Below are 25037 nucleotides of genomic sequence, written 5' to 3'. Positions count from 1 at the left end.
CTTTTTTAGAAATTGCATTTTTTCACGTATGAATCAACATAGTTTTTTAGATCACTATCCTTGATCTAATGTGAGTATTCTCTCTGATTTTTTGAAAATGTCTTTCTCCAGTTAACATAGGCGTACGCATATGGGCATATTGTCGGGAATTCTTCATTTTCGTTCTTTGGTTGACCTCTTATGCCTTAATACATTCAAGCGATGTGATACGATCAAATGAATCCAGTAATCGGCCTGGATATTGCCAAAGAAGAAAGTTCGGGCCCTAAAGTATCCACTTTCAGTCACTGGCCTTGGGTTCACACCCTTGTTGACTTCATCACATCATTTGAAGAAACCAAGACCTGAAAATCCTTCAGAAGTATCTTCTTTTCTCAACAACTGCAAAAACAGAAAAGCGAGCCGCAGCTTCAACATGTCGTTTGTTTTTTTGAAATCGACGCCAAGAATCTCGTTCATTTTCTCTAACCGGTATGTTACCGTATTGCGATGGACGAATAGCTGCTTCGCCGTTTCTACCAGATTCGCATCGTTAGTGACGTATGCTTCCAAAGTTAAAAGCATTTCATACGAATAAGATGTCGGTGATTCAAGAATCGGCCCCAGAACACGCAAGCAATACTGCAGCATAGAATCGTCTGGTACGAATTGAAATAAATGGGCCAGTTGTATCGTTTCAAACTGTAAAATCTTTTCTTTCAACTGCAGCCGAGCGCCTAATTTTAATGTTTCTCTACATTCATTATATGCTTCTAATAGACGTTCAGGACGGTCTTTTCCCGAACTGATTGCGAAACTAGGCTGACCAAAATCCCGAAATAAAAAGCAATTCTGGAGCATCGATACAATCTCCGTGACGTCACCAGTTCCAAAGATCGGGAATATCGAAAAAATCCCCTCATCCACCGACAGGTGGTATCCTTTCTTTAATTTGATAGCGGGATTGAATTCCATCTCTTGGCGAATGGCATCTATTCGCTCTTCACGCATTTCGCTACCATTGGGGAGAGCACATAATATACATACAAATAAGTCGTCAAATACATAAACTCCGGCTTTATCCGCATATTGGACAACAGTCTCGATCGGCGTTCCGGCTCGCAAATAGCGGTTGATCATCAAACCGAGTTCTTGATGCAAGAAAGAGTCAGCACCGTTTTGGTACATATTCCCCAAATAATAGGCAAGCATCTCAGAAGCTTGGTGGAATAAATTTTCTTCCGTTTTATCCAATTGCATTGGTGACAATACGAATAGTCCGAAACCGATTATTCCGTTTTGATAGGACAGTGGAATGCGTAGAAGCACGGCATCTTCTTTGTACATGCGAAAGACTTGGGGCTCCCATGGCCAATCTTTCATCAGATCTACCGTTGATAAGGAAGTATCATTGTATAGAATGTGCCCTCTACCGCCAACCACAACCATGGGGCACCCAATTACCAAGGAAATTTGCTCGAAAGGATTCCCCCTATTGTTCTGCTGAAGTGCAAGCTGCATCAACCGCTTTTGTTTCTCGACAACGGTTTGAAGTATGCTCGTACTTCGGGTTATTTCCGCTTTGAGCAGTCCGTCGATCTGATCCGAAAAAGCAAACGGATAAGGCAGTTCTATAAGCGGGAAACCTAGACGGTTCGCTTCATCAATCAGCTCAGGCGGCATCTCGGACCAAAATCGCCCAAGCTTGATACCAAGTCCTGCTGAACCTCGCTTCTTAAGTGTGCGGATCGTCTGGATTGCATCTTCGATACGGTCTTTAAAAACATAAGCCGTAGTAAAAAACATGTCACCTTCCTTAGCCCAACTGTCGAAATCAGGAGCATCGATGATATTAACGGATTTCAGCATACGATTGATGCCTGAGTGCCCCGCCACCAGCTTAGCTTCCGAGAAAGGATAGACAGACATAGCATTTTCAACAGTCAAGAACACAAGCACCCCCCCTTTTCCAGATCAAGAATAGGAAATGGGCCTCACCAAAGGAGACCCTAATTCCGAGCTTATTGCTTAGCAGGCAAATAATCGTTTGTATATAATTCATTCAATGGGATGTCCTTGGTCACCATGCCAGCTTCTTTCATTTGGTCAACAAGTGTCTTCCACCGTTCCTCCGACATATAGCCTACCCCATTTTTTACAGCATCCCCGCCAAAAACGAATTCCTTGGCGACGTCCTGGGCAAAGGCTAAATGGTCTAGCATATAATCCTTGTTATAGGTGTTGATCAATTGGTTCACTTCGTCAGAATGGTTGTAATAATAATCCCACCCTTCGGTTGTCGCCTTTAGATATGCCTTGATTACCTCCGGTTGTTCCTTTATCATCTTCTCCGTCGTAATGACTACATTTCCATACGGGTTATAGCCGAGGTCGGCATTCAGGAACCAATCAACATCAATACCCTGTGCTTTCAGAACGAACGGTTCGTTGGTTGCATAGCCCTGTTGTACCGCATTCTTATCAGCAATGAAGCCTGTAAGGGAACCATTATAGGTTTGTATTTGCACCTTATCTAATTTGTATTTGTATGCAAGGTATTTCCAGTATGGGAATCCAGTCGCCACATAAACATTCTTGCCGTTCAGATCGGTGATTTTTTGGATTCCGGAACTCTTATGGTAAATTAGGGTTTGCGGATTAGTCTGCAGGTTGGCATAAATGGCAACTATAGGGATACCTTCCTGCCGGGCCAAAATTACCTCGTCGGCCTGTGACATCGCGAAGTCCACTTTTCCGGAAGCGACGAGCTGCACATTCGATACTTGTGGACCCCCCTGCTGAATTGTAACTTCCAAGCCAGCCTTTTTGTAAATTTCACCAGCCTCGGCGGCAAAGTGTCCTCCCATCTCCGGTTGCGCAAACCAACTCATCTGCTGGGTCACTTTAATTGGGTTCGATTGCGAAAACGTACTGGACGAATTTCCGGAACAACCAGCCAGCACTCCCGCTAATACCGCAACGATTCCAACCTTGATAAACGAGTTTCCTTTCCTTCTCATGCTTTTCTCCTCCATCTTGTCCTAATTTTTTCTCTATGTTGTGCGTCGATCCCTTACATCAAGAGTCTGACTGAATCGCAGATTCATGCCAGTTTCGCAGGACGATGTAGGATACCATTGATACCACAAGATAGAAGGCGACTCCGAGAAGTGAGGCTGCGATGGCACAGGAGAACAGGTAGGAGGTCTGCATTTGGACAGCAGCTGAAGTGATCGCAATACCTAGACCGCCTTTGGCGCCACCAATGCCGGCCACAAATTCTCCGATTACGGCTCCGATAACTGCCATGCCACTTGAAATCTTCATCCCACCCAATATATACGGCATTGCATTGGGAATTCGAAGCTTCCATATCCGGTTCCAGGGAGAAGCCTTATACATTTGCATCAAATGAACAAGATTCCGATCGGTTGACGATAATCCCAGATTGGTGTTCGAAATGATTGGGAAGACAGCCACAATGAGTGAAATGAAAATGATTGAATTCAACCCTGGTCCAAGCCATATGATAATTAGTGGCGCAATAGCGACGACCGGAATTGTCTGTAGGACGACAGCATACGGCTGAATACTCCAGCGAATCCATCGGGAAGCCATCATAAGCATCGCCACCGCATTCCCAATAATTAAGCTTAGGATAAATCCGAAAAAGGCTGCCACGAATGTGTTCTTAAATGCGCTTAGCAAATCAGACCTTCTATCTATGGAAGCAGTGATTATATCAGTCGGGGACGGCAGCAAGTATTTCGGAATGTCAAATATTTTGACGCCAGCTTGCCATAATATCATTATAATGAACAGAAAAGCGATCGGGGTAGCCGTTTTGTAGAACGTTGCTTTATATTTACCTAACATTTTTTCGGTAATCTCCTGGATTGAACTCGAATGCTCAGCTGTTATCGATTCTGCTTGATCTGTTTTTACATACATTTACCTCACCTCTTTCTGACCTATTATCGTTCATAAAGCGTCTGTTATGCTTCTAACCCGTTCCCCGAACGAGTTAGACGATAGAAAATCTTTGTTGCGGGGAAAAGGCTCATCGATGGGGATGATTTGTTTAATACGGCCAGGATGGGCTTCCATAACTACGACCCGATCTGATAAATAAACGGCCTCAAAAACATTATGCGTGACGAAAACGATGGTTAAATCTGAATTCATCCAAATATCGAGCAACTCCTGATGCAGCCTTTGCCGGGTCATTTCGTCAAGTGCACCGAACGGTTCATCCATGTACAACACCTTTGGTTCGGAGACGAGAGCACGGGCGATGGACACGCGCATCTTCATTCCGCCAGAAAGCTGGCGGGGATAGTGACCAAAGTATGCGGACAAGCCTACCTTTGACAGAGCATTTTGTGCTTTTTCGCGGCATTCCCGCTTTGAGGTGCCCTGCATTTCGAGTGGAAGCTCTACGTTTGCGAGAATGGTGCGCCATGGCATCAGGTTCGCATCTTGGAATACGAAACTCGCATTATCAATGCCTTTTGTCTCGCTGCCCATGGCCTCCACTGTCCCCGTAGTTGGACGATCTAGTCCTGCCATAATGCGTAGAAGGGTTGATTTTCCGCAGCCTGACGGTCCTACAAGCGAGACGAACTCTCTTTTGTCAATCGTCAATCTTACATTCCGGAGAGCAAGTGTTCCATTGTCATATTGCTTTGTAACATCATTTACACGAATGACCTCGTTACCTGAAGCTTCGAATTTCTTCATCAAAATCATTATTGTTCCTCCTTCTCACAGACCCAAGAATTCTTCAGTTGACTGCCGGATACCGGCACTCCTCTTTTGCAAACGAGATCCCTAGGTGGAGATATTGCAAGCGCATGTTGGGGGTTTAAAGCTTTAACAAGCACAAAATCAGCTGGTGCGCCTACCTGAAGTTCAAGCCGTTTTGGTGAGATTAAGCCAAACGCAAAGGCCATTCTACTATCGTCGTTCCATGTGAGTTTTTCCGCAAGCCGTCTCCCCCGCCGCAGCAAGTCGGGATCGCCATATGGAGTCCAAGCATCAAGTCCGGTATGATCGGTACCTATGTCTACACTAACACCGTGAGAAATGAGAATTTCGATAGGAGGCATAGCGGAATCGATGGGAACACTTGTGATAACAGTCATTTGCTCTTCTGCCATTCTTTCGGCCAGTTCATGAACAACGCCAGCATCAACTTCCCCCAGGCAGTAGGCATGGCTGACGGCAACTTTCCCCCGCCATCCGGCCATCTCTGTAAAATCAAGCATTTTCTCAATCGTATAAACGCCCAAATGTCCGGGGTCATGAAGGTGAAGATCTATTTCCGCATCGAATTCGACTGCAAGCTGGAACACATTATCCAAACAACGTTCAACGTTTCGGTCTACACCTGCTGGGTCAACTCCACCAACCGCATCCGCCCCCATGATTAATGCTTCTCTGAGGTAAGGAACTGAATTAGACCGCAGCAGTCCTTGTTGAGGGAATGCAACCAGTTCAATGCTCATGTGGGACGAGTACTCCTCGCGCAATAGCAGCATATTTTCGAAATGCGAGAGTCCGATTTCCGGATCAATATCGACGTGAATGCGTGCTTCTGTAGTTCCACAGGCCAGCATCGAGTCAAGAGTCCGTTTCGAAAGCTCCAACTGCCTGCTCTTGATAGAAGAAAGTAATTCTTTCTCCATGCGAAACTGGTCAAATATTGAAGCTGTGCGACTACGGGAAATCCATTGATTATCAGGAAACGCTTTATCCAGATGAACATGAGCATCTCGGAAAGAAGGAAGGAGAAGTAAACCATCCGCATCCCAAACAGGTTCGCCTTCGGGAATCTGCTCATAGAACGGGCGGATTACAGATATTTTCCCGCTTTCCAACGCAATCGAATATATGCCTCCGTTAACTTGGACCCGACTTAGCCACCTGCGAATAATGTCCCACTCCCCTCACCTAGCCAGACCGTCTGTTGTACATCCGTTCGAGCAACAAGCCGGCCTTTTTTGTAGACCCGTTCCCTTGCAGACCGTTCAAAAAGCAATGTTCTCGAATCCCTGGCATCACAAATGACGAAGTCTGCACTCGATCCCGGCCGGAAACCATAATTTGTGAGTCCCAACGCCTTCGCGGCACGAAACGTTGCCATTTCTATGATCAATTCCGAATCCCTGCTGCTGCTCATATGGCAGGTTTGGAATAACAGGAGGCCAATGTCCAGAGGATCTGCTGTTCCAGTAGGGGTAAAAGCATTTTGGATGTTATTGCTTCCGTAAATAACGTTTACCCCTTTATCAAGAAGAAGTTTAACAGGTGCAAGCCCTCTTCTGACCTTGTGATCGTCACCTCTTCCGTTCAAGTATAAATCTGTTGCAGGAAGCGCCATAACATGAATGCCCGTATCCGCAATCGCTTCCGCGATCGGTTCGGCATCACCCGGATTCATAGACCCTAATGAAGTTAAATGTCCTACGGAAACCCTCCCGTACAGACTGAATTTTTTAGTATACTTTACAACTTCCAAAATAGCGCGTTCATCAGCCAGGTCCGAGAAATCCACGTGCAGATCGACAGGAAGCCCATACTCCTCGGCCAATCGGAATACAAAGTCGAGATGACCGCTCACATTTCGATCCGCATAAGTAATTCCACCCACAACGTCAGCACCAAGTTCGATGGCCTTCCGCATTAACCCTGGAGTCCGAACGTCGAGAAACAACCCGTCTTGCGGAAAAGCGACAATTTGCAAGTCAATTACCTCCTTGACTTGTTCTTTGATTGCAGCCATCACCTCCATACTAACGAGGCCAATGACCGGATCAATCTCCACGTGGCACCGCATCACGGACACTCCGTTCGCGACCGCTTTACGTATGACACGGGCCGCACGTCTTCCTATATCATCCGCTGTAAATGTTCTCTTCAGATCAGCTGTGTAAGCAATCGCGTCCTGCAGTGTAAAGGCATCTTCAGCTAAACGATCCAGCAATAGGGCCTTATCAAGATGGATATGTGGCTCCACTAGCCCAGGAAGCACCAGTTTGCCGTTAACATCTAGTATTTCCTTTGAGTTCGGTTGATGGGTTCCGGTATGTTCCCTCCAAAAAGCGATTTGACCGCATTGTACGCCCAAATCCATCATCTGAGTGCTTCCGGGGACAGAACATCTCGTCAACAGCAAATCCAGCATAAGCTCCACCCCTTGTGTTATAATTTATCACATTAAGTGATGTATTGGTTGTAATTATGAGGTTGTTTTCCACTTTGGTCAAACCAAAATGTTATGTTTTGTAACACATTACAAAATGATAGGTTTGTTTTGTAAAATGAAAAAAGTTAAGGAGGATTTTTTCAGGCCATTAATAATTAAATATTGACGAGTTTTCAGCTGGAATAGCTTAATGGTGCGTGTTAATATTTTTTTAATGCATGTACCAGTTACTTTCATAGCGCCACGCTTTAGGAGCGTTTGACAAAAGTCGAAGATGAAAGATGTTTATGTACGATGATATTAACTATTCAGGAGGTTAATGGATGATGATTTCGGAACTGGACTTGGAGCATCTAAAACGTTGTATTGACCTTGCACGTACTGCTCTAGAACATGGAGATGAGCCCTTTGGTTCCCTTCTTGTTGATCAACAGGGTAACGTATTGGCAGAGGATTACAATCATGTATCTGGAGGTGATCATACCCAACATCCCGAATTCGCATTGGCTCGATGGGCGGCTAACCATTTAACACCGGAGGAGCGAGCGAAGGCAACCGTGTATACTTCCGGTGAACATTGTCCTATGTGCGCAGCTGCTCATGCATGGGTAGGTTTAGGCCGCATTGTATATGCGAGTTCTTCTGCCCAACTGGCTCAATGGATGGAAGAACTGAACGTTCCCCCGACTCCGGTCTACAATTTGTCCATTCAGGAAATCATTCGCAACGCTACAGTTGACGGTCCAGTACCTGAGTTAGCTGATCAGATTAAAGTGTTGCATGTTGAGTTGCAACAGCGAATTAACCGGTCCTAAATCATATGAATCACTTGGCGGCGGATATCCTTTACTCCAGGTGAAAACTTGGTTCCTTTAAATAAATAGCCGGAACAGTGTTTTCGACCCTCGACAATGATCTACGTAGTACATGGTTAGGATAAAAAAGCTCGGGAGGCAAACTGTTATTAACAGCTTGTCTCACGGGCTTTTTCCCTTCGTGGTACGTTGTACAAATTCCTAGAATTAAGGTCTGCTGTTATCGTCTCGATTCACGAGATGATAACGCCGCTCTCCAACCTCCGTGTGCTGTAATATCCAACGATTTCTCTATAGCATACGCTTCGCACAAAAATCCGGATATGAGCCGTCCATCCGTCAGCTCGATCTTGCCGATTCCAAGGGGGGCCGGTATCTGCGCCACGAATTGTCCAAAGGAAGCTGCGGGCATTCTCCATAGTTCTAATTCAATTGAGGCACCATTTCGGGGCACCCGTATGAGTCCAGGCTTAGATGGAACGTTCGGTAGCATGTACAATTCATATAATGGAGCTGTTTCTGCTTCCTCCAGAAACTCGGCTCCGAAGTCAAGCATCTGTCGTTCCAGCGGCATGCCACGCATATGAAGGCCACAAACCGCGATCGTGATGTCCTCTGATTGGCTAATAATTAATCGAGCTGCCGCTCGAAGATTCATTTCCTCCTCCGGCAGCGCAAATAATGTAATGCCGAATGGTAGCCTATCTTCCGCTTCACCTGCGGGAATCGAGACAGCGCTCAGGTCAAGAAGGTTGCAATGATTTGTATAGAGCCCCATCTTGCCGTTGGTTGCAACCGGATCGGCTATAACCTGCTCGCGAGTCCAAGTTCCGCCTGCCGTTGGTAGCACCAGCACAGCACCTTTAAGCATCTCATGGACCAAGCTTCGAATCTCGGCGATCCGGTGCTGTGATCGGAACAGCGAAGCCGCCGTAAAATCCGCTTTCGCGCCGGACCGAAGGATGCTCTCAGTGACGGGAAGGGTGGAGCCTGGATGTTTTTCAATAAATGTCTCTAAATCGGACCACCTCTCGGCGACCCACGGTCCTTCATAGAGCTGCGCTGCCGCTTCATGGAGCAAACCTATATCAGCCTCTTGTACTTTCAGGTTTGTGAGTAGCAACTTCTTCTTCGCAAGCTCCCAAGCTTCCTGATAAGAAGCGGCGTACGGGCCAAAGAACTCCAGGGGACCTGACGGAATTAAGAACATATCAGGGGTTGCCGCACGCCCAAGTGGACGATCGGCGGAATAAGGGTCAGACGACAGGTATCCACGCACTTGCCGGTCGACCGCTTCTGCATCTTCAATCGTGTGTGCGAATACCGTAACGCAATCAAGACTCCGACAGGCTGGGATAATTCCTGCAGTGGGCCAGGCACCGACAGCAGGTTTGTAGCCGATAAGCCCGTTCAAAGCGGCCGGCACTCTTCCAGATCCCGCAGTATCTGTGCCGAGCGCGAACGCCGCATGGCCGCGGGCAACAGCCACGGCTGATCCTGAACTGGAACCACCGCTGATGAGATCGGGCCTGAGCGCGTTGTGCGTCGCTCCGTAAGGGCTTCTCGTACCGACGAGCCCTGTGGCAAATTGGTCCATATTGGTCTTCCCTATCGGGATGGCCCCCGCCGCAATGAGGCGCTCGACCACAGCTGCGTGCCTGCTTGACTCATAGCCGAAATCCGGACAGGCAGCTGTCACCGGCCAGTTCGCCACCTCAATATTGTCCTTTATTGCAAAGGGGATTCCCCATAATGGGAATTCCTTCGGATTCAACTCCTGTAGACGTTCCAGATAAGGCTGAATCCGTTCCTGTGATGGCGGCAAAATCCAGATCGCTTTGTCCTCATCACTTTTTGAGCGTTCAATTATGGCAGAAATGACCTCCACCGCCGTGAACTTGCCGGTCCGATAACCATTATGCAGTGCCCGGATTGTCAGTTGTGATGGCACTAAATTCATACTCATGATACCACCTCTCCTTGTTCCGGATAAATCGCCGCAATGAGATCGCCGGCGCGAACCTGGTCGCCCGGTGAGACGAAAACATTCGCGATTATACCAGCAAACGGTGCCTGCTGAGGGAACTCCATTTTCATACTTTCTTCTATTATAATAGTATCGCCCTTCTGTACCCATTGGCCGGGTTTGGCGACCACCTTCCATACACTTCCCGGCATCAGGCTGTTTATACCAGCACTACCTTCAGGAAGCGCATTCGCATCTAGGGCGGCCACCACTTCTGATTCAGCCACGTGTTCTGAGATACCTAACATCTTCCACAGTTCTCTCTCCTGCTCGAAAGCAGACTGCTGTGAACTACGGAAATCCGCTGCTTCATGCTGGAATGAATCCAGCCAAGTGAGATACTCGCCTAGATTAAAAGTAGTCTCTTCCACTTCAACAGTAAATGCTCCTCGCGGGAAATCCTCTCTCATTTGCAGTAGTTCATCCTCCGACACCGGGTAGAATTGAATTTGATCGAAGAAGCGAAGCAGCCATGGCTTGCCAGGTTCAAAATTAGTCGTCTCCCGGAACTTATTCCACATTTGGACCGTCCGGCCAACGAATTGATAACCGCCTGGACCTTCCATGCCATATACGCAGAGATAAGCACCGCCAATCCCGACAGCGTTCTCGGGAGTCCAGGTACGTGCAGGGTTGTATTTGGTCGTCACGAGACGATGACGCGGATCAAGCGGCACCGCTACAGGCGCCCCCAGATAAACGTCTCCCAATCCCATAACGAGATAAGAAGCGTTAAACACAACATCGGCGACAGCGTCGATGGATTCGAGTCCGTTCATACGGCGAATGAATTCCAGGTTGCTCGGGCACCAGGGAGCGTCCGGCCGGACGTTCTGCTGGTAACGCTCAATGGCAAGCCTTGTCGCGGGATCGTCCCAAGACAAGGGGAGTTTCACGATGCGTGACGGAACTTCAATGGTATCCAGCGACGGCAAATCCAGGTCGATATCAAGGACAATTGCCGCTGCCTCCTTCACCGTGATCTGAGTTCGATCCAGATGAATCTGCAGAGAACGAATGCCCGGCGTCATCTCAATATAAGGAATTTTGCCATTGTCCTTGACGGCTTGCATTAGGACGTAGACCTGGAACCTGTATAACAAATCCAGCTCGCGATCACCATATTCCACGAGAATATTCTCGTCCCCGGAGCAGCGAATTGCAATTTTGAAGCGGCGTCCCTGTTCCTCGTATGCAAGCAGCGGCATGTATTTCCCACTCGATTGTTCAGGCAGTGTTGGAACCTTAATTCCCTCTCTCCTGCTTCGCCCTTCTACAATCTTATTCAGGAAGCATTCTTGAGCCAGCCTTAATTGCTCGGCTTCCTCTACGGTTATCAGCTTAAACCGAACCTTATCTCCTGGACGTAGCTGGCCAATTTTCCACAGTTCCGCTGAAGCCGTTGTCACCGGGCACACAAATCCTCCTAGGCTTGGGCCGTCGGGTCCGAGCAAAATCGGCATATCGCCGGTTAAATCTAGTGCCCCGATCGCATAAGCATTATCGTGAATGTTGGATGGATGGAGTCCTGCATCTCCTCCGTCTTCCCGGGCCCAGAGTGGAGCCGGTCCGATGAGCCTTACGCCCGTGCGGGAACTATTGAAGTGGACCTCCCAGATTGTTTCAGTCAGCTGCTCCATGTAGGCGGGCAGCAAATATTCCTCTGTGCAATGTGGTCCGGGAATGACACCGATGATCCATTCCTGGAAAATAACCGGTTGTGAGACCTCAAGGAGCGGGAGCGCTTCGCTGATGAGTGGGGCTGGTGCACAGGGATTAACATGAAGCACGTTTCCCGGGCGCAGTGCACTTCCGCCGTAACCGCCAAAGCCGCCGAGCGTAAAGGTTGAAGCGCTGCCGAGAGTCAGTGGTATATCGAAGCCGCCTGCTACGAGCAGATAGCTACGCATGCCGAGTGCAGATTCACCTAACGTAAGTACAGATCCGACAGAAGCCGTCACAGGCATGTATGGCGGAATCGGGTTGCCATCCAACTGTGCCTTCATATCCGCTCCAGCCAAGACGAAGTGGATCTCATCACGGAAACGATAGCTTCCACCGCGGAGCGTCATCTCAAGTCCGGGAGCCTGATCACTGTTCCCGAGAAGCCGGTTGCCAATCCGGAACGCCAGTGTATCCATAGGGCCGGAGGGCGGAACACCGACATCCCAATAGGCGGTTCGACCGGGGAAATCCTGTATCGTCGTTTGAACGCCGCTATCCATAACCTCTATTGCTCGTTCAGAAGGTGTGTATCCGTTAAGGATATTTGTAAATACCTGTCCTTCGCAGAAATCTTCCGTTCCGAGGAATGCTGCGATATACGACCGGTTTGTTGTTATCCCATAAACACGCAGCCGATCCAGACTGACAATCATTAATTTGATAGCTTCATCGCGGGTATCCGCGTGCACGATAAGCTTCGCCAGCATTGGATCGTACAATGTTGTGACCTGTAGCCCCGGTTGAATCCATGTCTCTACTCGCGTGCCTTTCGGCCATAGGACACCGTCTATCCGGCCGTCACTCGGCCGGAAGGCATGGTAGCAATCCTCCGCATACAGCCGTACCTGCAGGCTGTGCCCCTTCGGCTTCCGCAGCCTTCCTTGCAGCTGGTCAAGTTGGCCTGCTGCCTCAAGGACCATCCACTCCACAAGATCAATACCGAATACTTCCTCGGTAACCCCGTGTTCCACCTGCAACCGGGTATTTACCTCAAGGAAATAATAACGATCCGCGATGGTATCATAGAGGTACTCTACGGTTCCTGCGCTGCGGTAATTTACTTCTAAAGCCAGCTTCCTTGCACTTTCATGCATCGACCGTCGGGTCTCCTCAGGCAGCAGCGGGGCAGGTGTCTCTTCAATAATTTTCTGGTTTCGGCGCTGCACTGAGCAATCCCTTTCACCGAGTGCCACCGCATCACCGGTACCATCTCCGAAAATTTGTACTTCGATATGCCGGGCACGGGCAATATACTTCTCCAGGAAAACACCGCCGTCGTTGAAGTTAGCCACTGCCAGTCTGGTCACGGAATCATATGCTTCAATCAAAGCAAGTTCACTTGAACAGATCCGCATGCCAATTCCACCCCCGCCGACAGTGCTCTTTAGCATAACTGGATAACCGATCTCCCCGGCCTTATTCACTGCTTCCTCCAAGTTGTTAATCAACCCGGTTCCGGGAAGCAGCGGGACGCCCGCTTTCTCCGCAATTGCCCGGGCTGTATGCTTCAAGCCGAACAACTCGATATTCTCCGGGTCCGGACCGATAAATGTGATGCCGTTGTCTCTGCAGGCTTTTGCAAAAGAAACATTCTCACTAAGGAAACCGTAACCCGGATGAATCGCATCGGCGCCAACTTCAAGTGCCTTGCTCAAGATAAGCTCTGCATTGAGATAACTAGTTTTCGCCGGGCCTTCCCCGATGAGCAGCGCTTCATCCGCCTGCTCCACATGCAGGCTATCGCGATCCGCCTCTGTATAGACGGAAACGGATGGAATCCCCATCTTCTTGAGGGTACGGATGATCCGTACTGCGATCACTCCGCGATTAGCGATCAGTACCTTCTTAAACATTCTCCCCTCCTCCTTTTCCATTCCAGATTAGAACCCGCGCCGGGGTCGGATTATAGGCGTTGCATGGATTATTGAGCTGCGGACAATTACTGATCAACACCGTGACCGGAGCAAGAGCTGTCAGCTCCACATAGCGTCCCGGACCTGAAATGCCGTCCGCGAAATTCAATTCTCCCTCTGGAGTTACTGGTACGTTCATGAAAAAGTTTACGTTAGGGGCGAGGTCCCGCTTCGTGTATTCGCTACGGCCTGACAGCATGAGCATGAATGTATCCCGGCAGTTGTGCATCTGTAGCGTATCATGTGAATACCGCACTGTATTACTTTGAGCGGAGCAGGCCCCTCCAATAGTGTCGTGTCGGCCGCAGGTATCTGACGTGATTTTTAGGAGCTCACGTCCCGACTCCGCCAACAAGACGGAACCCGTCGTCAGGTACGGATTCTGCTGGTTCACAATTGTCCGAACGGCGCTGTAATGGTCGCCGGGATCCTCCGCCGAGTAGAACAATGTGTCGACTGCCTGGTTACCTTCCAGGTCCACGATCCGGAAGATTTGGCCCGGCAACAGATCATGCAGCCAGCCTTCTCCCGCAGGAATGATACAGTCAACAACAGCATCGTCCGGATTAAGTTTGCTTAACGTAGGTTCAAACGAGTAGGTTGTCATTGCGAATTTGCTCCTCTCATCAGTGCATGTGCGTTCCTTGTATTCTCGAAGGCTCTCCGGTTCTCGGCACAGTGTGTTATACATACATCATCATCCTTGACGACATCCGCATCCGTTACCTCTACGAGAATTGCCGATGCCGGATATACTGAACCGGGGTCTAGCGGATTTGGTGTATTGGAACACACGATCAGGACATCCATTTCCGTTCGAAGTGTTACTGACCGATTTGCGGTTTGTTGCTGAACATAATGCATGGAGCCGTCAAGCTCGCAAACTACTTTAGAGAAAAAGTTAACCGGGGGCATTAAATCGCGTGGCATCAAGTGGTTCCGGTACAGCTCTACAATCAAATTTTCAGCACCACTACGATGCCAGTCATTTCGTTGATTCTGATAGCTTGTAAGTCCGTATTTTTCATCTGTGGATTGCCTTGTCGAGTAACCACCCAAAGGGTCATGCCATCCCACCGAATCCTGAATTATGGAGGCGAGCACCTTCCCTTGATCACTCATCAGGACATTTCCTGCAGTCAAAAATGCGGTATGCTGAGCCTTGAGTGTATCGGGCATGTTATACCGTTCCGTAGGATGCCAAGTGTTAAACAATAGCATTGACAAATTTGCACGGTCACTTTCCGCCGTCAATCGAATAGACTTTCCCTTGGCAATGTGGCCGGACCACTTACCCCCTGCTTTAATCGAGAATGAGAGCATGACGATACCTCCTTGAGAATGAAAAATAAAAAAAAAGCCCGGGAGAATCTATCAAAGCAATCGCTTTGAAAGTTTCTCCCGGGCTTTTATCCCGCCGTGGACACCGGGCTAACAGGTTCCGGTGCGTCTTCTCTCGGACCAGCCGGACGTGGAAACATCCCGGAACCCTAGAAGACATTTTGTATTCGATTTGATGTTATAAACACTAACATAGAACAGAGCGATAAGCAACAAAAAAATGAAGTATTCTGTTTATTCAGCGCTTTATCTAAGGTGCGTGTAAGGTTTTTGTGGTAATTAGAACGTAGGTTCCTATTTACAACATAAAAAAAACTTGTTATAGTCATTTCATTCTAATTTGTGTCAGTTGTAATGACATCTGATTCATAATCGAGAAATAGAGGGAGTTGGAGAACATATGGAAAATACAACTACGCTTAAAAGAGATTTATCGCTTTCGCACGTCGTTACAATGGGACTTGCTTGGATGTCACCTATGATTTTTTTTACCAGCTTCGGCGTTTTGCATGAGAGCTCGGGAGGCATGCTCCTTGCGGCTTACGCACTTGCATTTATCGCCATCTTGTTCACGGCAGCGAGCTACGGCCAGATGGCCCGTGCGTTTCCGGTATCAGGATCAGCCTACACGTATGTGTCCAAAGCGATGAATCCCTTCCTCGGTTTTTTGGTCGGCTGGGCGATTTTACTCGATTACTTGTTCTCATGCATTGTGTCCGTCCTCATGTTTGGCGTCAATTTAAACGCGCAATTCCCCACAATTCCCTCTTCTGTTTGGATCTTATTCATCACATTAATTGTCATGGTTATTAATGTGATAGGGATTAAACCGCTCGCAAATATCAGTAAGCTCTTCGTTTTAATGCAAATCATTTTTATAGCCGGCTTTTGTGCTTTGCTTGTCTACAAAGCACTAGAGGGCGGCGTCACGACAGACCTTAATCCCTTGGCTGCACATGAGGGAGTATCGTTCTCGGCCATTTTGGCCGGAGCTTCCCTCGTATGCTTTTCGTTCCTCGGATTTGATTCGATTACGACGATGGCCGAGGAGACAAAGGAGCCGAAGAAGACGATTCCCCGTGCGATTCTTTTAATCGTCCTCTCCGCGGGGGTCATGTATTTCCTAACGGCTTACTTGATTCAACTGATCGTCCCCGGCTTCTCTTACAACAATGTGGATTCTGCTGGATATGAACTGATGCAAAGTATCGGGGGAAATGTACTGGCTGGGATATTCACCTTTGTCATTATTTTCTCCATCCTATCTCAAGGACTCTCCTCCATGACCACCGTCACTCGACTCTTGTTCGTTATGGGGCGAACCTCGCTACTGCCTAAGAAATTCGCATCTCTCCATCCCAAGTACCGCACTCCGGTCTTTAATATTGTACTTATGAGCATCGTTTCATTATCGCGATCTTAATTAGTTTGGAGACCGCTATTAAGTTTGTCAGCTTCGGGGCTCTGACCGCGTTCATGTTTGTCAATCTGTCAGTTATTGCTCATTACATCTTACGCCAGAAACAGCGCTCGCTCCGAGATATCATTTTCCGACTCATCTGCCCATTATTCGGAGCAGGATTTGTATTGTATCTAATTGCTTTGCTGGATTCCGCTTCGTTGATTCTCGGAGTTGGCTGGTTAGCTGCAGGGCTTGTTTTTTATGGGATTCGAAGGTTCTTGTACGCCCCAGGCAAGAACTCATCCCATGTTATAACTGAGATTTAACCTAAGGATCTAATTAAATCTCTATTACAATGAAGACTTAAAGCATTTTTCCTTTGTTTTAAAATATACCCCCAGTTTCTTCGCGGCAATGTCAATTTCTATATTGAAAACAGCTGTTACCGCCTGCAGCCTGGTGATTTGATTGTCATCAGCCCGGAAGAAATGCACCGTTCCTTCAGCCTGGATGAAACTGAATATGAGCGCATTACGATCAACCTTCAGAAATCCTATCTGCATCGCCTCTCTACTCCGGCCACACATTTATCCGCATGCTTCCACTACCGGCCGGTCGGAAAAGGAAACATCGTTCATTTAACGGAAGATCAGCTGGAGCAATTTCTGCAGCTTACCCGCTTTCTGGAACAGGCCCTTTCCTCTGATGCGTATGGAACAGATATTCAGGCCAATTGCTGCATCGCTGAGCTCCTGGTGCTGACCAATACTGTTTTTCAGCAGGCCAGCTTTATCCCGGCAGATATTATGCCTGCTCTGGTACGCCAAACAATGGATTTTATTGAAGGACATCTCGCGGAGGACATCACCCTGGAACAGCTTGCTAGCCTGTTTCATTTAAACAGCACGTATATCAGCCGCCAGTTCAAAAAGCATACCGGACTAACCCTCCGTTCCTATATCCTGGACCGCCGCATCGCACTTGCAAAATCCTTACTGGGGGAAGGGCTAAGCATTACTGAAGCCTGCTATCAATCCGGTTTCAGTGATTATGCGAACTTCATCCGCAGCTTTACCAAGACCACTGGAATATCACCCGGCAGATACACCAAAAAAAACGCAAGTCCTCCAGAGTAGAAGACTTGCGTTATAGGCTTGGATTTTACGTATTTATTCGGTCAGGCAATTATGCAGAGTTAATTTTTAATCAGTTCAGTCGGGTTCATGCCGGTAATCTTTTTGAACAGTGTGCTGAAATAGGGAATGTTTCTGTAACCGACCCGTTCAGCCACTTCGTACACCAGCATGTTCCGCTCCATTAAGAGCTCCCGCGCTTTCTCGATGCGTACCCGGGTCAGATAGTTGTTGAACGTCTCTCCGGTAATATTCTTGAAAATGATAGAGAGATGATTCCGCGAAATGAATACTTTATCCGAGAGCTCGGCGAGGGTGAGCTCATCCGCATAATGCTCGTGAATGTAGCTGGTCATGAAATCGACAACCTGCCGGTGCTTGCTGCTTCCCTTCCATTGTCTGCTGCTGCAGATTTTGCTGATTTTGTCCATGAGCCAGCTGGCCAGCTGATCCGGAACAATAAGTCCGCTGATCTCGTTGGCGATCTGGTCATTGGTGAACAGATCGTCCAGAACGAATCCGGATTCATAAAGCGAGTAGGCTATAATCCCCCACAGCTCGCTCCCCAGCATTTGTACATATCCCTGGGAAATCCCCTCTTGTTTCTTCATTTCTGTTATATAGTCCAGCACAAGGTCATGGGCTTCTGTTTCCTGTGAAGCCTTCATTGCTGCTGCCAGCTTATAAGAAAACTTCACAGGAAAGAGGGCAACCTTTACCGGCCCGCTGCTGCTGCTCTCCCTGTATCTGTACACCTCATGACCCGAAGCAGACCGCAGCGCAGTCTGGTCCATAGCCCGGAACGCCTCCTCCGTCGAGTCGGAGAGCCTTGTCCAGCAATCCTTTACTCCACCGATTCCTATGCGGGTAACAAGCTTGAGATAGCTGCCTATACTGTCGGTCAGCCGGATGCCAAGCTCATCAAGCCTGTATTCCAGCTTTTCCTGCAGCTCTGCTTCCGGATGGATAATCAGTAATGCCCTGGTACTGTGCAGCTCCGTGTATTCCAGATCCGGAAACAGCCTGCGGGCCACTTCACATACGATATTGCTGACTGCAAAGCGGAACAGATTCCAGTCCGAGACGGATAGACACTTGGCCCGTTCATCCCGGATCAGGTCGATTCCGATGGTGACATGCCTGCGTTCCCGCCAGTACTGGTAGGTCGGCGGAAGAGGCATACTGTCCCTGTAAGCAGAGTCGAGCGTACCCACAGCAGCTGAGCGGACCCACTCCTTTTCTACAAAAGGCTCATACAGCGTCATTTTGGATTCAAGCTCCCACTGGCGGATGCGCTTCTCCTCCTCAGCCTCAAGCTCCTGTATGACCTTGCCCAGAATGGATTTCAAGGTCGGCAGGCTGATGGGCTTGGATACATAGTCGGTCACCTGAAAGCGCAGGGCCTGCCTGGCATGTTCGAAATCGGAATAGCCGCTCAGGATAATGATTTTGCCCTGGAAGCCTTCCTTACGAAGCTGCTCCATCATATCCAGACCGCTCATGACCGGCATATACAAATCAGTGATTACTATGTCGGGCAGGGTTCGGCGGATAACCTCCAGCCCGTCCTCTCCGTTCATAGCCTCTCCAGCCCATTCGGCTCCAAGCTCATCCCACGGTATGGCACTTTTCATTCCCTTCAGAACCTGCCGCTCATCATCAATGATTGCGATTTTCCACATTGCCGTTCCTCCTTAACTCCTTTAGCGAAAGCACGCCTCCAAAGGAAGCGCTTACGACAAATCAGCACAGCCTCTGGCCCTATACCAGTTTGCCAGTGAATCAATCCTTAACGGCTGGAGGCTCTGTCAGCAGCGGCAGCGTAATCAGCACTCTTGTTCCGCCTTCTTCACGGTCCTCCAGGACAATGCCATAGCCTGCTCCGAAATATCCGTCAATCCGCTCTCGCACATTGCGGATGCCATAGCCTCCTGTATGCCGGTTATGCGGCCTGTCTTCAGGCTGCTTCAGTCCAGACCCGTTATCCTCAATTATAATTTGCAGCTTATCACCGCTCATCTCCATCACGATAGAGACATAGCCGCTCCGCTGTTTATTAAATCCATGGACGATCGAATTCTCAACGAACGGCTGCAGCGTAAGCTTGGGAATATATAAGGACTGAAGGTCTGAGGAAGCCTTGATGCTGTAGTCAAGGCCTTCCCCCCAGCGCAGCTGCTGGATTTCGAGATAACAATTAATATGCAGAAGTTCATCAGCAATGGTGATGAAGCTGTTCCCGTTGGACAATCCGATCCGGAACATCCGTCCCATCAGCTCCAGAATCCGGCTTAACTCATCCTGGCCGGCCTCAATCGCCATCCAGTTAAGCTGATCCAGCATGTTATACAGGAAATGCGGGTTGATATTGGCCTGAAGCGCTTCAATTTCAGCTTTGCGCTGCTGCTCGTAACGGCGCTCCAGCGAGAGATACAGCTCTTCAATCCGCTCATTCTGCTTACGGTAGCCGGAGAATAAATACCCGAACTCATTCTCATAGTCCGTGGGGAGTTCCACATTATCGCCGCCTACGGAATATACACGCATCGCATTTACAAGCTTTTTGATCGGTTTAGTAAACTGCCTGCTCAAAAAATGGGTCAGCAGCACGACCAGAAGCACTGCACCGATTCCGATCAGACCAATCCATTCCGCCAGCTTCAGACTGCTTGCCGTAATCTGCTTCCAGGAAGTGAATTCGATAAGCGTCCAGATCGAATTGTCCATTCTGGAATAGACAAGCAGCGTATCACGTGATCCGTCTTTTGCTGGAATATGCACATACCCTGAGCTATTACTCCTCAGATCGATCCACTGCGGCCAGTCGTCCTGGACCATCGTATCGCCGATCTTCATAATCTGCCGGCCTTCGCTGTCTGCCATGATCCGGTTGGTTCCATCGGAATTCCCTGTTAAGATCTTCCGTATTTCGCCCGCTTTGATGTGGATCATCAAGACGCCAAGATAGTCATTCTCATACACTATTTTTCTGAAAAAGCTGAGTACAGGAACATCCCCCTGCGAAGTAGATAGATTATATTCTTTGGACCAGCAGAAGTCGCTTTTCTCCAGGCACCTGATTCCCTCCTGCTTGTTCAGATCTTTCAGACTGCGGAATTGAATATAATTTTGCCGTTCGCTGAAGATGGGGTTATCCATATAGAGGTCTATGCCCTGGATTAGCGGAATCGCATAGGTCAAATTCGCGAGTGCGCCTTCAACACCTGCTCGCCTCCGGTACCTCTCAAATTCATCCTGCCTGTTCAGAAGAAAATTGGTCAATTCACTGTCACGGGTGCTGGACAGGGAAATCTGCTCAATCATCACCAGCTTGGTTGTAATTTCATTATTCAACTCATCCAGCAGCTGCTGCTGGTAATGGGATGTCGTCTTTACAAGCGCCTTGGAAGAATTACTGTAGCTAGTCCATGCGGTCACACCGATTACAGCAATCAGCACGATGGCAAAGCTATGAAAAAACAGCCGGTCAATTCTGTATTTTTTAAAAGGATTAGTCAGTTGCTCCACTTCCCTCCGGCTCCGGTTCACACAAAATAAACGGTAAAGCAGCGAAAGAGATTCGAGGCTTTACCGTTAACAGACCAATGTTTTTTACATCTTATCCTTTAATTCCCGTAGTTGCAATCCCTTCCACGAAATACTTCTGAAGGAACATGAACACGATGGTTGCCGGAAGGATCGATACAAGAGACATGGCAAGCAGCTGTCCCCATTCCTCGGCGGACTGGGAATCATTAATCATCCGGAGCGCCAGACCGACCGTATACTTGTCTACCGTGTTGATATACAGGAGATGACCCAGGAAGTCATCCCAGTTCCACAGGAAGCAGAAGATCGTCACGGTTACGATTGCCGGAAAAGCAAGCGGCATCACCACTCTCCAGAAGATGCCGAACCAGGAGCAGCCGTCAATTTTGGCAGATTCGTCAAGCTCTCTGGGCACACCGCGTATAAACTGGATCAGCAGGAAGACGAGGAAGCTGCCGCCTGCCCCGCCTGCGAGCAGATGGGGGGATAATGAATGGGAGATACGTATTGACCCAGCCAAGCTGATAAAACAGCGCATACTGGGGAATGATCAGCACCTGTCCGGGCATCATCAAGGTTAGCATCAGGATGGAGAACCAGAAGTTTTTGAGCGGAAAATCCAGTCTTGCAAACCCGAAGGCAACCAGTGTAGTGGATAACAGTGTTACGACAATGACAGCCAGCTCAAGGCCGAAGGTATTCAGATAGAAATCGGTGAACGTATGTCCGGGAACCGAATTCCAGCCATCACTGAAGTTGCTCCACTGCGGAACAGACGGAAAAATGGACGGCGAGTTTAACTCTGTAGTATGCTTCAGCGATGCGCCGATCCACCAGAGCACCGGATAGACCATCACAAAGCTGAAGAGAATCATGAACAGATGACGAAGCGCCGGCTTTACCTTTAATGTGGTCATTTACGTTTTCTCCCTCCAGTGTCTGTTTCATAGAATACCCAATACTTCGAAGTATAAGAGATCAGCAGCGTAGCGGCGATAATGGCCAAGAGCATAATCCAGGCTAGCGCCGAAGCATACCCCAGCTCGTAACGGCTGAACGCTCTTTCATACAAATACATTGCATACACATACGTAGAATTCATCGGGCCGCCGTTCGTAATAACAAATGCGGAAGTGAACATCTGGAAGGCGCCGATAACAGCCATAATCAGGTTGAAGTAGAGGATCGGTGAGAGCATCGGCAGCGTAATTCTGAAGAATTGGGTCACTTTATTGGCTCCGTCTACGGAAGAGGCTTCATACAGATCATTCGGAATTTGCTTCAGGCCTGCCAGAAAAATAACCATCGTTGAGCCGAATTGCCAGACCGTCAGCAGAATCAGCGTGCCAAGTGCCGTATCGGGGCTTGTGATCCAGCCCTTTCCTTCAAAGCCGAAGACTGCGATCAGTTTGTTGAAAACCCCGTCAACCCCAAAGATGTTGCGCCAGAGCAGCGAAACCCCGATACTGCCCCCGATCAGTGAAGGGAAATAAATGGCAGTGCGGTAGATGCTGATCCCTTTAACCGCCTTGCTCAGGATCATTGCTACAAAAAGCGCAGCGATCAGCTTTAATGGCACGGAAGCGAGCACATAAGTGAAGGTTACTTTGGCAGATTGAACGAATCTGGGGTCTGCTGTAAAGATCCGCTCATAGTTGCGGGTTCCGATCCACTTCATCGGCTGCATCAAGGTGTAGTCGGTAAAGGAATAGTACAGGGATAGAAATAACGGGTACGCCGTAAGCGCTAGAAACCCGATCAGCCAGGGAGAAATAAACAAATAGCCTGCTAACGGAGCGTTCCATCTGCTTTTGAAATAGGATCTCTTTTTCGGCTTCGCAGCAGTATTGGCTATGACGGCTGTGGAACGGTTCATCTGTGGTCACCTCTTGTGGTTAATTTATACCTTAAGTATATAGGCCGCCTATATCCTGCTAAAGGAGGGGAATGCTCGAATTCTTTCAAAATATAACGATAAACGAACCATCTCCCTCTCTCCCCTCTATAAAAAAGAAGCGGATTGCTCCGCCTCTTTCCCGCAATACATTAATAGATTGTTCTCCCGTGCTGGTCGGGTATACCGCTTTTCCGGAGGAAGTACGTGTTAATCCGGTCCCGCCACTCATTACTGTGGGCCGCCTGTTCCCTAAGACGCGCTTCTACATGACTGTACGCCTGTTCATCCACTTGTCCCTTCAAAAGCTTCCAGTCAGACAGCAGCCCGTTTGCCCGCTCTGTGCCTTCAAAATGCGTGTCATAAATATGCTGGATCACGGTCTTACCCGAATGCAGCACATGCGTATATGGAACATGATGAAAGAACAGCAGCAGGTCATCCGGACAGCTGTCAAGGGATTCATACCTTTCCATATTGGCCTGCGCATATTGGGATGTATACCCCGTACCTGTAGCTGTTGTCCGGTCAACACCAATCCCGTGGCAGTCTGCAAAATGATAAGTGCCCCACATGGAGTACTCATATCCGTCCACATTAGGCCCGTAATGATGGTCTGGATTCACCATATACCCGACGCCCAGCGGGGCTGTGTACGATTCATAGATCTCCCAGGATTCCATGAGGATTCTTAACAGAATCTGAAACGGCTCTTGGTCTGTAGCAAAGCCAAAAGTCAGGTTAATCCATTCCCCGGCAATTTCATCGGCAGACAACCCAGGGTTCCAGGATAAACGTCCGTAACCGTAAAAATTAGCCTGTGCAAGCAGGTGGCCCGTCCAGTTGCTGTTATTACCTATGTTTGAGACGGCTGCACAGCCGCTGTAAGGATTGCCGTGAACGGAACCATCCACAATGCGCCGGACAGTCGTTCCCTCTCCATGAAGCTGTGTATCAAAGTTAAGGATTTCCTTCCACTGAGGCACCAGATAGCACACATGGCGCTGCTGTCCGGTATACTCCTGGGCAATCTGGAATTCAATGACCTGATTCGTCTGCGGCATAGCCCCCAGCAGCGGCGAGACAGGCTCTCTTACCTGAAAGTCAATCGGCCCATTCTTTATTTGCAGAATGACATTGTCCATAAAGCGCCCGTCCAAGGGCTGAAAATGATCATAGGCTGCCCTTGCACGGTCGGTTGCACGGTCACGCCAGTCCTGCTTGCAGTTGTAAACGAAGCAGCGCCAGATAACAATGCCGCCATACGGCTGTAGCGCTTCAGCCAGCATATTGGCCCCGTCTGCATGATCTCTGCCGTAGGTGAACGGCCCTGGCCTGTTCTCCGAATCGGCTTTGACTAGGAATCCCCCGAAATCAGGGATAGCTTCATATACAGCAGATGCTGCCCTTCGCCACCACTCCCGGACATCCGAATCCAGGGGATCTGCCGTCTCAAGACCTCCGATTTCCATTGTGCTGGCGTAATTAATACTCAGAAACAGCTTGATGGCATAGCTGCGGAAAATGCCTGCCAACCTCGTCACATCCGGCAGAAAGTCTGTGAGGAGCCGGCTTTCGATCTGGTGGACGTTCACATTATTGATCGTTATGGCATTGATGCCGGTGGAAGCCAGCAGACGGGCGTAATCCTGAATCCGTTCAATACTGCCTGTGACCTGGTTATTCTCATAAAAGACGGATTGCCCGGCATACCCCCGCTCCACACTCCCGTCCATATTATCCCACTGGTTGATCATGCGCAGCTGATTGGCCGGATTCTCCAGAATATTCAACTGCCGGACAGAACCCCCAGTCCCCATAACCCGTAGCAAATGGAACACGCCATATAATACACCTGCAGGGGTAAGTGCCCCGATAACAATACTGCCGGTCTGGCTGTCGGTTTGAATGGCATAACCCTCCGCTTTAACAGCAGAGCTTACCTTCGTGCTGAAGAATCCGTCAACCATAGAGCCTGCACCGAAGGTTCCAATAATGATGCTTGGGGACGCCGCCATTGTCTCCGAGACCAAAATCTCTCTTCCTGTAATTC

Annotated in this window: 17 protein-coding genes, 1 pseudogene and 1 riboswitch; of the genes and pseudogenes, 3 read left to right on the top strand and 15 right to left on the bottom strand. The window is 48.7% G+C overall.

Features of this window, described 5'->3' with window-relative positions; translation table 11 throughout:
• Positions 1-324: 324 nt before the first annotated feature.
• The 6 genes from AQR02_RS11415 to AQR02_RS11390 all read right to left on the bottom strand — a co-directional run bounded on the left by AQR02_RS11415 (position 325) and on the right by AQR02_RS11390 (position 7165).
• Complete coding sequence (locus AQR02_RS11415; RefSeq protein ID WP_054940660.1) at positions 325-1932, bottom strand: PucR family transcriptional regulator; 1608 nt, start codon at positions 1930-1932, stop codon at positions 325-327.
• Between the two features lie 68 nt (positions 1933-2000).
• Positions 2001-2999: an ABC transporter substrate-binding protein gene (locus AQR02_RS11410; protein WP_054940659.1), complete on the bottom strand. Its 999-nt coding sequence runs from the start codon at positions 2997-2999 to the stop codon at positions 2001-2003.
• Between the two features lie 58 nt (positions 3000-3057).
• Positions 3058-3930 carry an ABC transporter permease gene (locus AQR02_RS11405; protein WP_054940658.1) on the bottom strand — a complete coding sequence of 291 codons (873 nt, stop codon included), beginning with the start codon at positions 3928-3930 and terminating at the stop codon, positions 3058-3060.
• 30 nt (positions 3931-3960) lie between these two features.
• Positions 3961-4728: an ABC transporter ATP-binding protein gene (locus AQR02_RS11400; RefSeq protein WP_108721998.1), complete on the bottom strand. Its 768-nt coding sequence runs from the start codon at positions 4726-4728 to the stop codon at positions 3961-3963.
• Positions 4728-5858 (bottom strand): amidohydrolase family protein, encoded by a 1131-nt coding sequence (locus tag AQR02_RS11395; RefSeq protein WP_054940657.1) that lies wholly within the window; start codon positions 5856-5858, stop codon positions 4728-4730. Before AQR02_RS11395 ends, AQR02_RS11400 begins: the two co-directional genes overlap by 1 nt.
• A 38-nt stretch (positions 5859-5896) precedes the next feature.
• Positions 5897-7165 (bottom strand): amidohydrolase family protein, encoded by a 1269-nt coding sequence (locus AQR02_RS11390; RefSeq protein WP_245237343.1) that lies wholly within the window; start codon positions 7163-7165, stop codon positions 5897-5899.
• A gap of 347 nt (positions 7166-7512) precedes the next feature.
• Between AQR02_RS11390 and AQR02_RS11385 the strand changes: the two genes are divergently transcribed.
• Entirely contained in the window at positions 7513-8001 is a 489-nt protein-coding gene (locus AQR02_RS11385; protein WP_054942078.1) for a nucleoside deaminase, read from the top strand.
• Between the two features lie 220 nt (positions 8002-8221).
• Here AQR02_RS11385 and atzF read toward each other — a convergent pair whose 3' ends face one another.
• From atzF to AQR02_RS11365, 4 genes are read right to left on the bottom strand one after another with little or no spacing between them, the layout of a single operon-like run.
• Entirely contained in the window at positions 8222-9967 is a 1746-nt protein-coding gene (gene atzF / locus AQR02_RS11380) for an allophanate hydrolase (protein WP_054940656.1), read from the bottom strand.
• The gene (uca, locus tag AQR02_RS11375; protein ID WP_054940655.1) at positions 9964-13605 is read right to left on the bottom strand and encodes an urea carboxylase; all 3642 of its coding nucleotides are present in this window, start codon (positions 13603-13605) and stop codon (positions 9964-9966) included. The genes atzF and uca overlap by 4 nt, the downstream gene beginning before the upstream one ends.
• A complete protein-coding gene (locus AQR02_RS11370; protein ID WP_054940654.1) occupies positions 13598-14272 on the bottom strand; it encodes an urea amidolyase associated protein UAAP2 in 675 nt (224 codons plus the stop codon). Before AQR02_RS11370 ends, uca begins: the two co-directional genes overlap by 8 nt.
• Complete coding sequence (locus AQR02_RS11365) at positions 14269-14988, bottom strand: urea amidolyase associated protein UAAP1 (RefSeq protein WP_054940653.1); 720 nt, start codon at positions 14986-14988, stop codon at positions 14269-14271. The genes AQR02_RS11370 and AQR02_RS11365 overlap by 4 nt, the downstream gene beginning before the upstream one ends.
• Before the next feature lie 73 nt (positions 14989-15061).
• Positions 15062-15170, bottom strand: a riboswitch (guanidine-I (ykkC/yxkD leader).
• 236 nt (positions 15171-15406) lie between these two features.
• Between AQR02_RS11365 and AQR02_RS11360 the strand changes: the two genes are divergently transcribed.
• Both AQR02_RS11360 and AQR02_RS11355 read left to right on the top strand, forming a co-directional pair.
• Positions 15407-16429: an APC family permease gene (locus tag AQR02_RS11360; protein ID WP_245237341.1), complete on the top strand. Its 1023-nt coding sequence runs from the start codon at positions 15407-15409 to the stop codon at positions 16427-16429.
• 368 nt (positions 16430-16797) lie between these two features.
• Entirely contained in the window at positions 16798-17544 is a 747-nt protein-coding gene (locus AQR02_RS11355) for an AraC family transcriptional regulator (protein ID WP_082451802.1), read from the top strand.
• Positions 17545-17603: 59 nt separating this feature from the next.
• Here AQR02_RS11355 and AQR02_RS11350 read toward each other — a convergent pair whose 3' ends face one another.
• From AQR02_RS11350 to AQR02_RS11330, 5 genes and pseudogenes are all read right to left on the bottom strand, one after another.
• On the bottom strand, positions 17604-19223 hold the full coding sequence (locus tag AQR02_RS11350; protein ID WP_054940652.1) for a response regulator transcription factor: 1620 nt from the start codon (positions 19221-19223) through the stop codon (positions 17604-17606).
• Positions 19224-19323: 100 nt separating this feature from the next.
• Positions 19324-21060 carry a sensor histidine kinase gene (locus tag AQR02_RS11345; protein ID WP_054942077.1) on the bottom strand — a complete coding sequence of 579 codons (1737 nt, stop codon included), beginning with the start codon at positions 21058-21060 and terminating at the stop codon, positions 19324-19326.
• A gap of 100 nt (positions 21061-21160) precedes the next feature.
• Positions 21161-22007: pseudogene (locus tag AQR02_RS11340) on the bottom strand (carbohydrate ABC transporter permease).
• On the bottom strand, positions 22004-22966 hold the full coding sequence (locus AQR02_RS11335) for a carbohydrate ABC transporter permease (RefSeq protein ID WP_054940651.1): 963 nt from the start codon (positions 22964-22966) through the stop codon (positions 22004-22006). The pseudogene AQR02_RS11340 and the gene AQR02_RS11335 overlap by 4 nt, the downstream one beginning before the upstream one ends.
• Positions 22967-23136: 170 nt before the next feature.
• A partial coding sequence (locus AQR02_RS11330; RefSeq protein WP_082451961.1) for an alpha-glucuronidase family glycosyl hydrolase occupies positions 23137-25037 on the bottom strand: 1901 nt, incomplete at its 5' end.

Origin of the sequence: Paenibacillus ihuae, assembly GCF_001368795.1 — a bacterium.
Taxonomy (GTDB): domain Bacteria; phylum Bacillota; class Bacilli; order Paenibacillales; family Paenibacillaceae; genus Paenibacillus_AQ; species Paenibacillus_AQ ihuae.
Note: the sequence above shows the minus strand (reverse complement) of the source record. Positions and strands in the feature narration are given on the sequence as shown.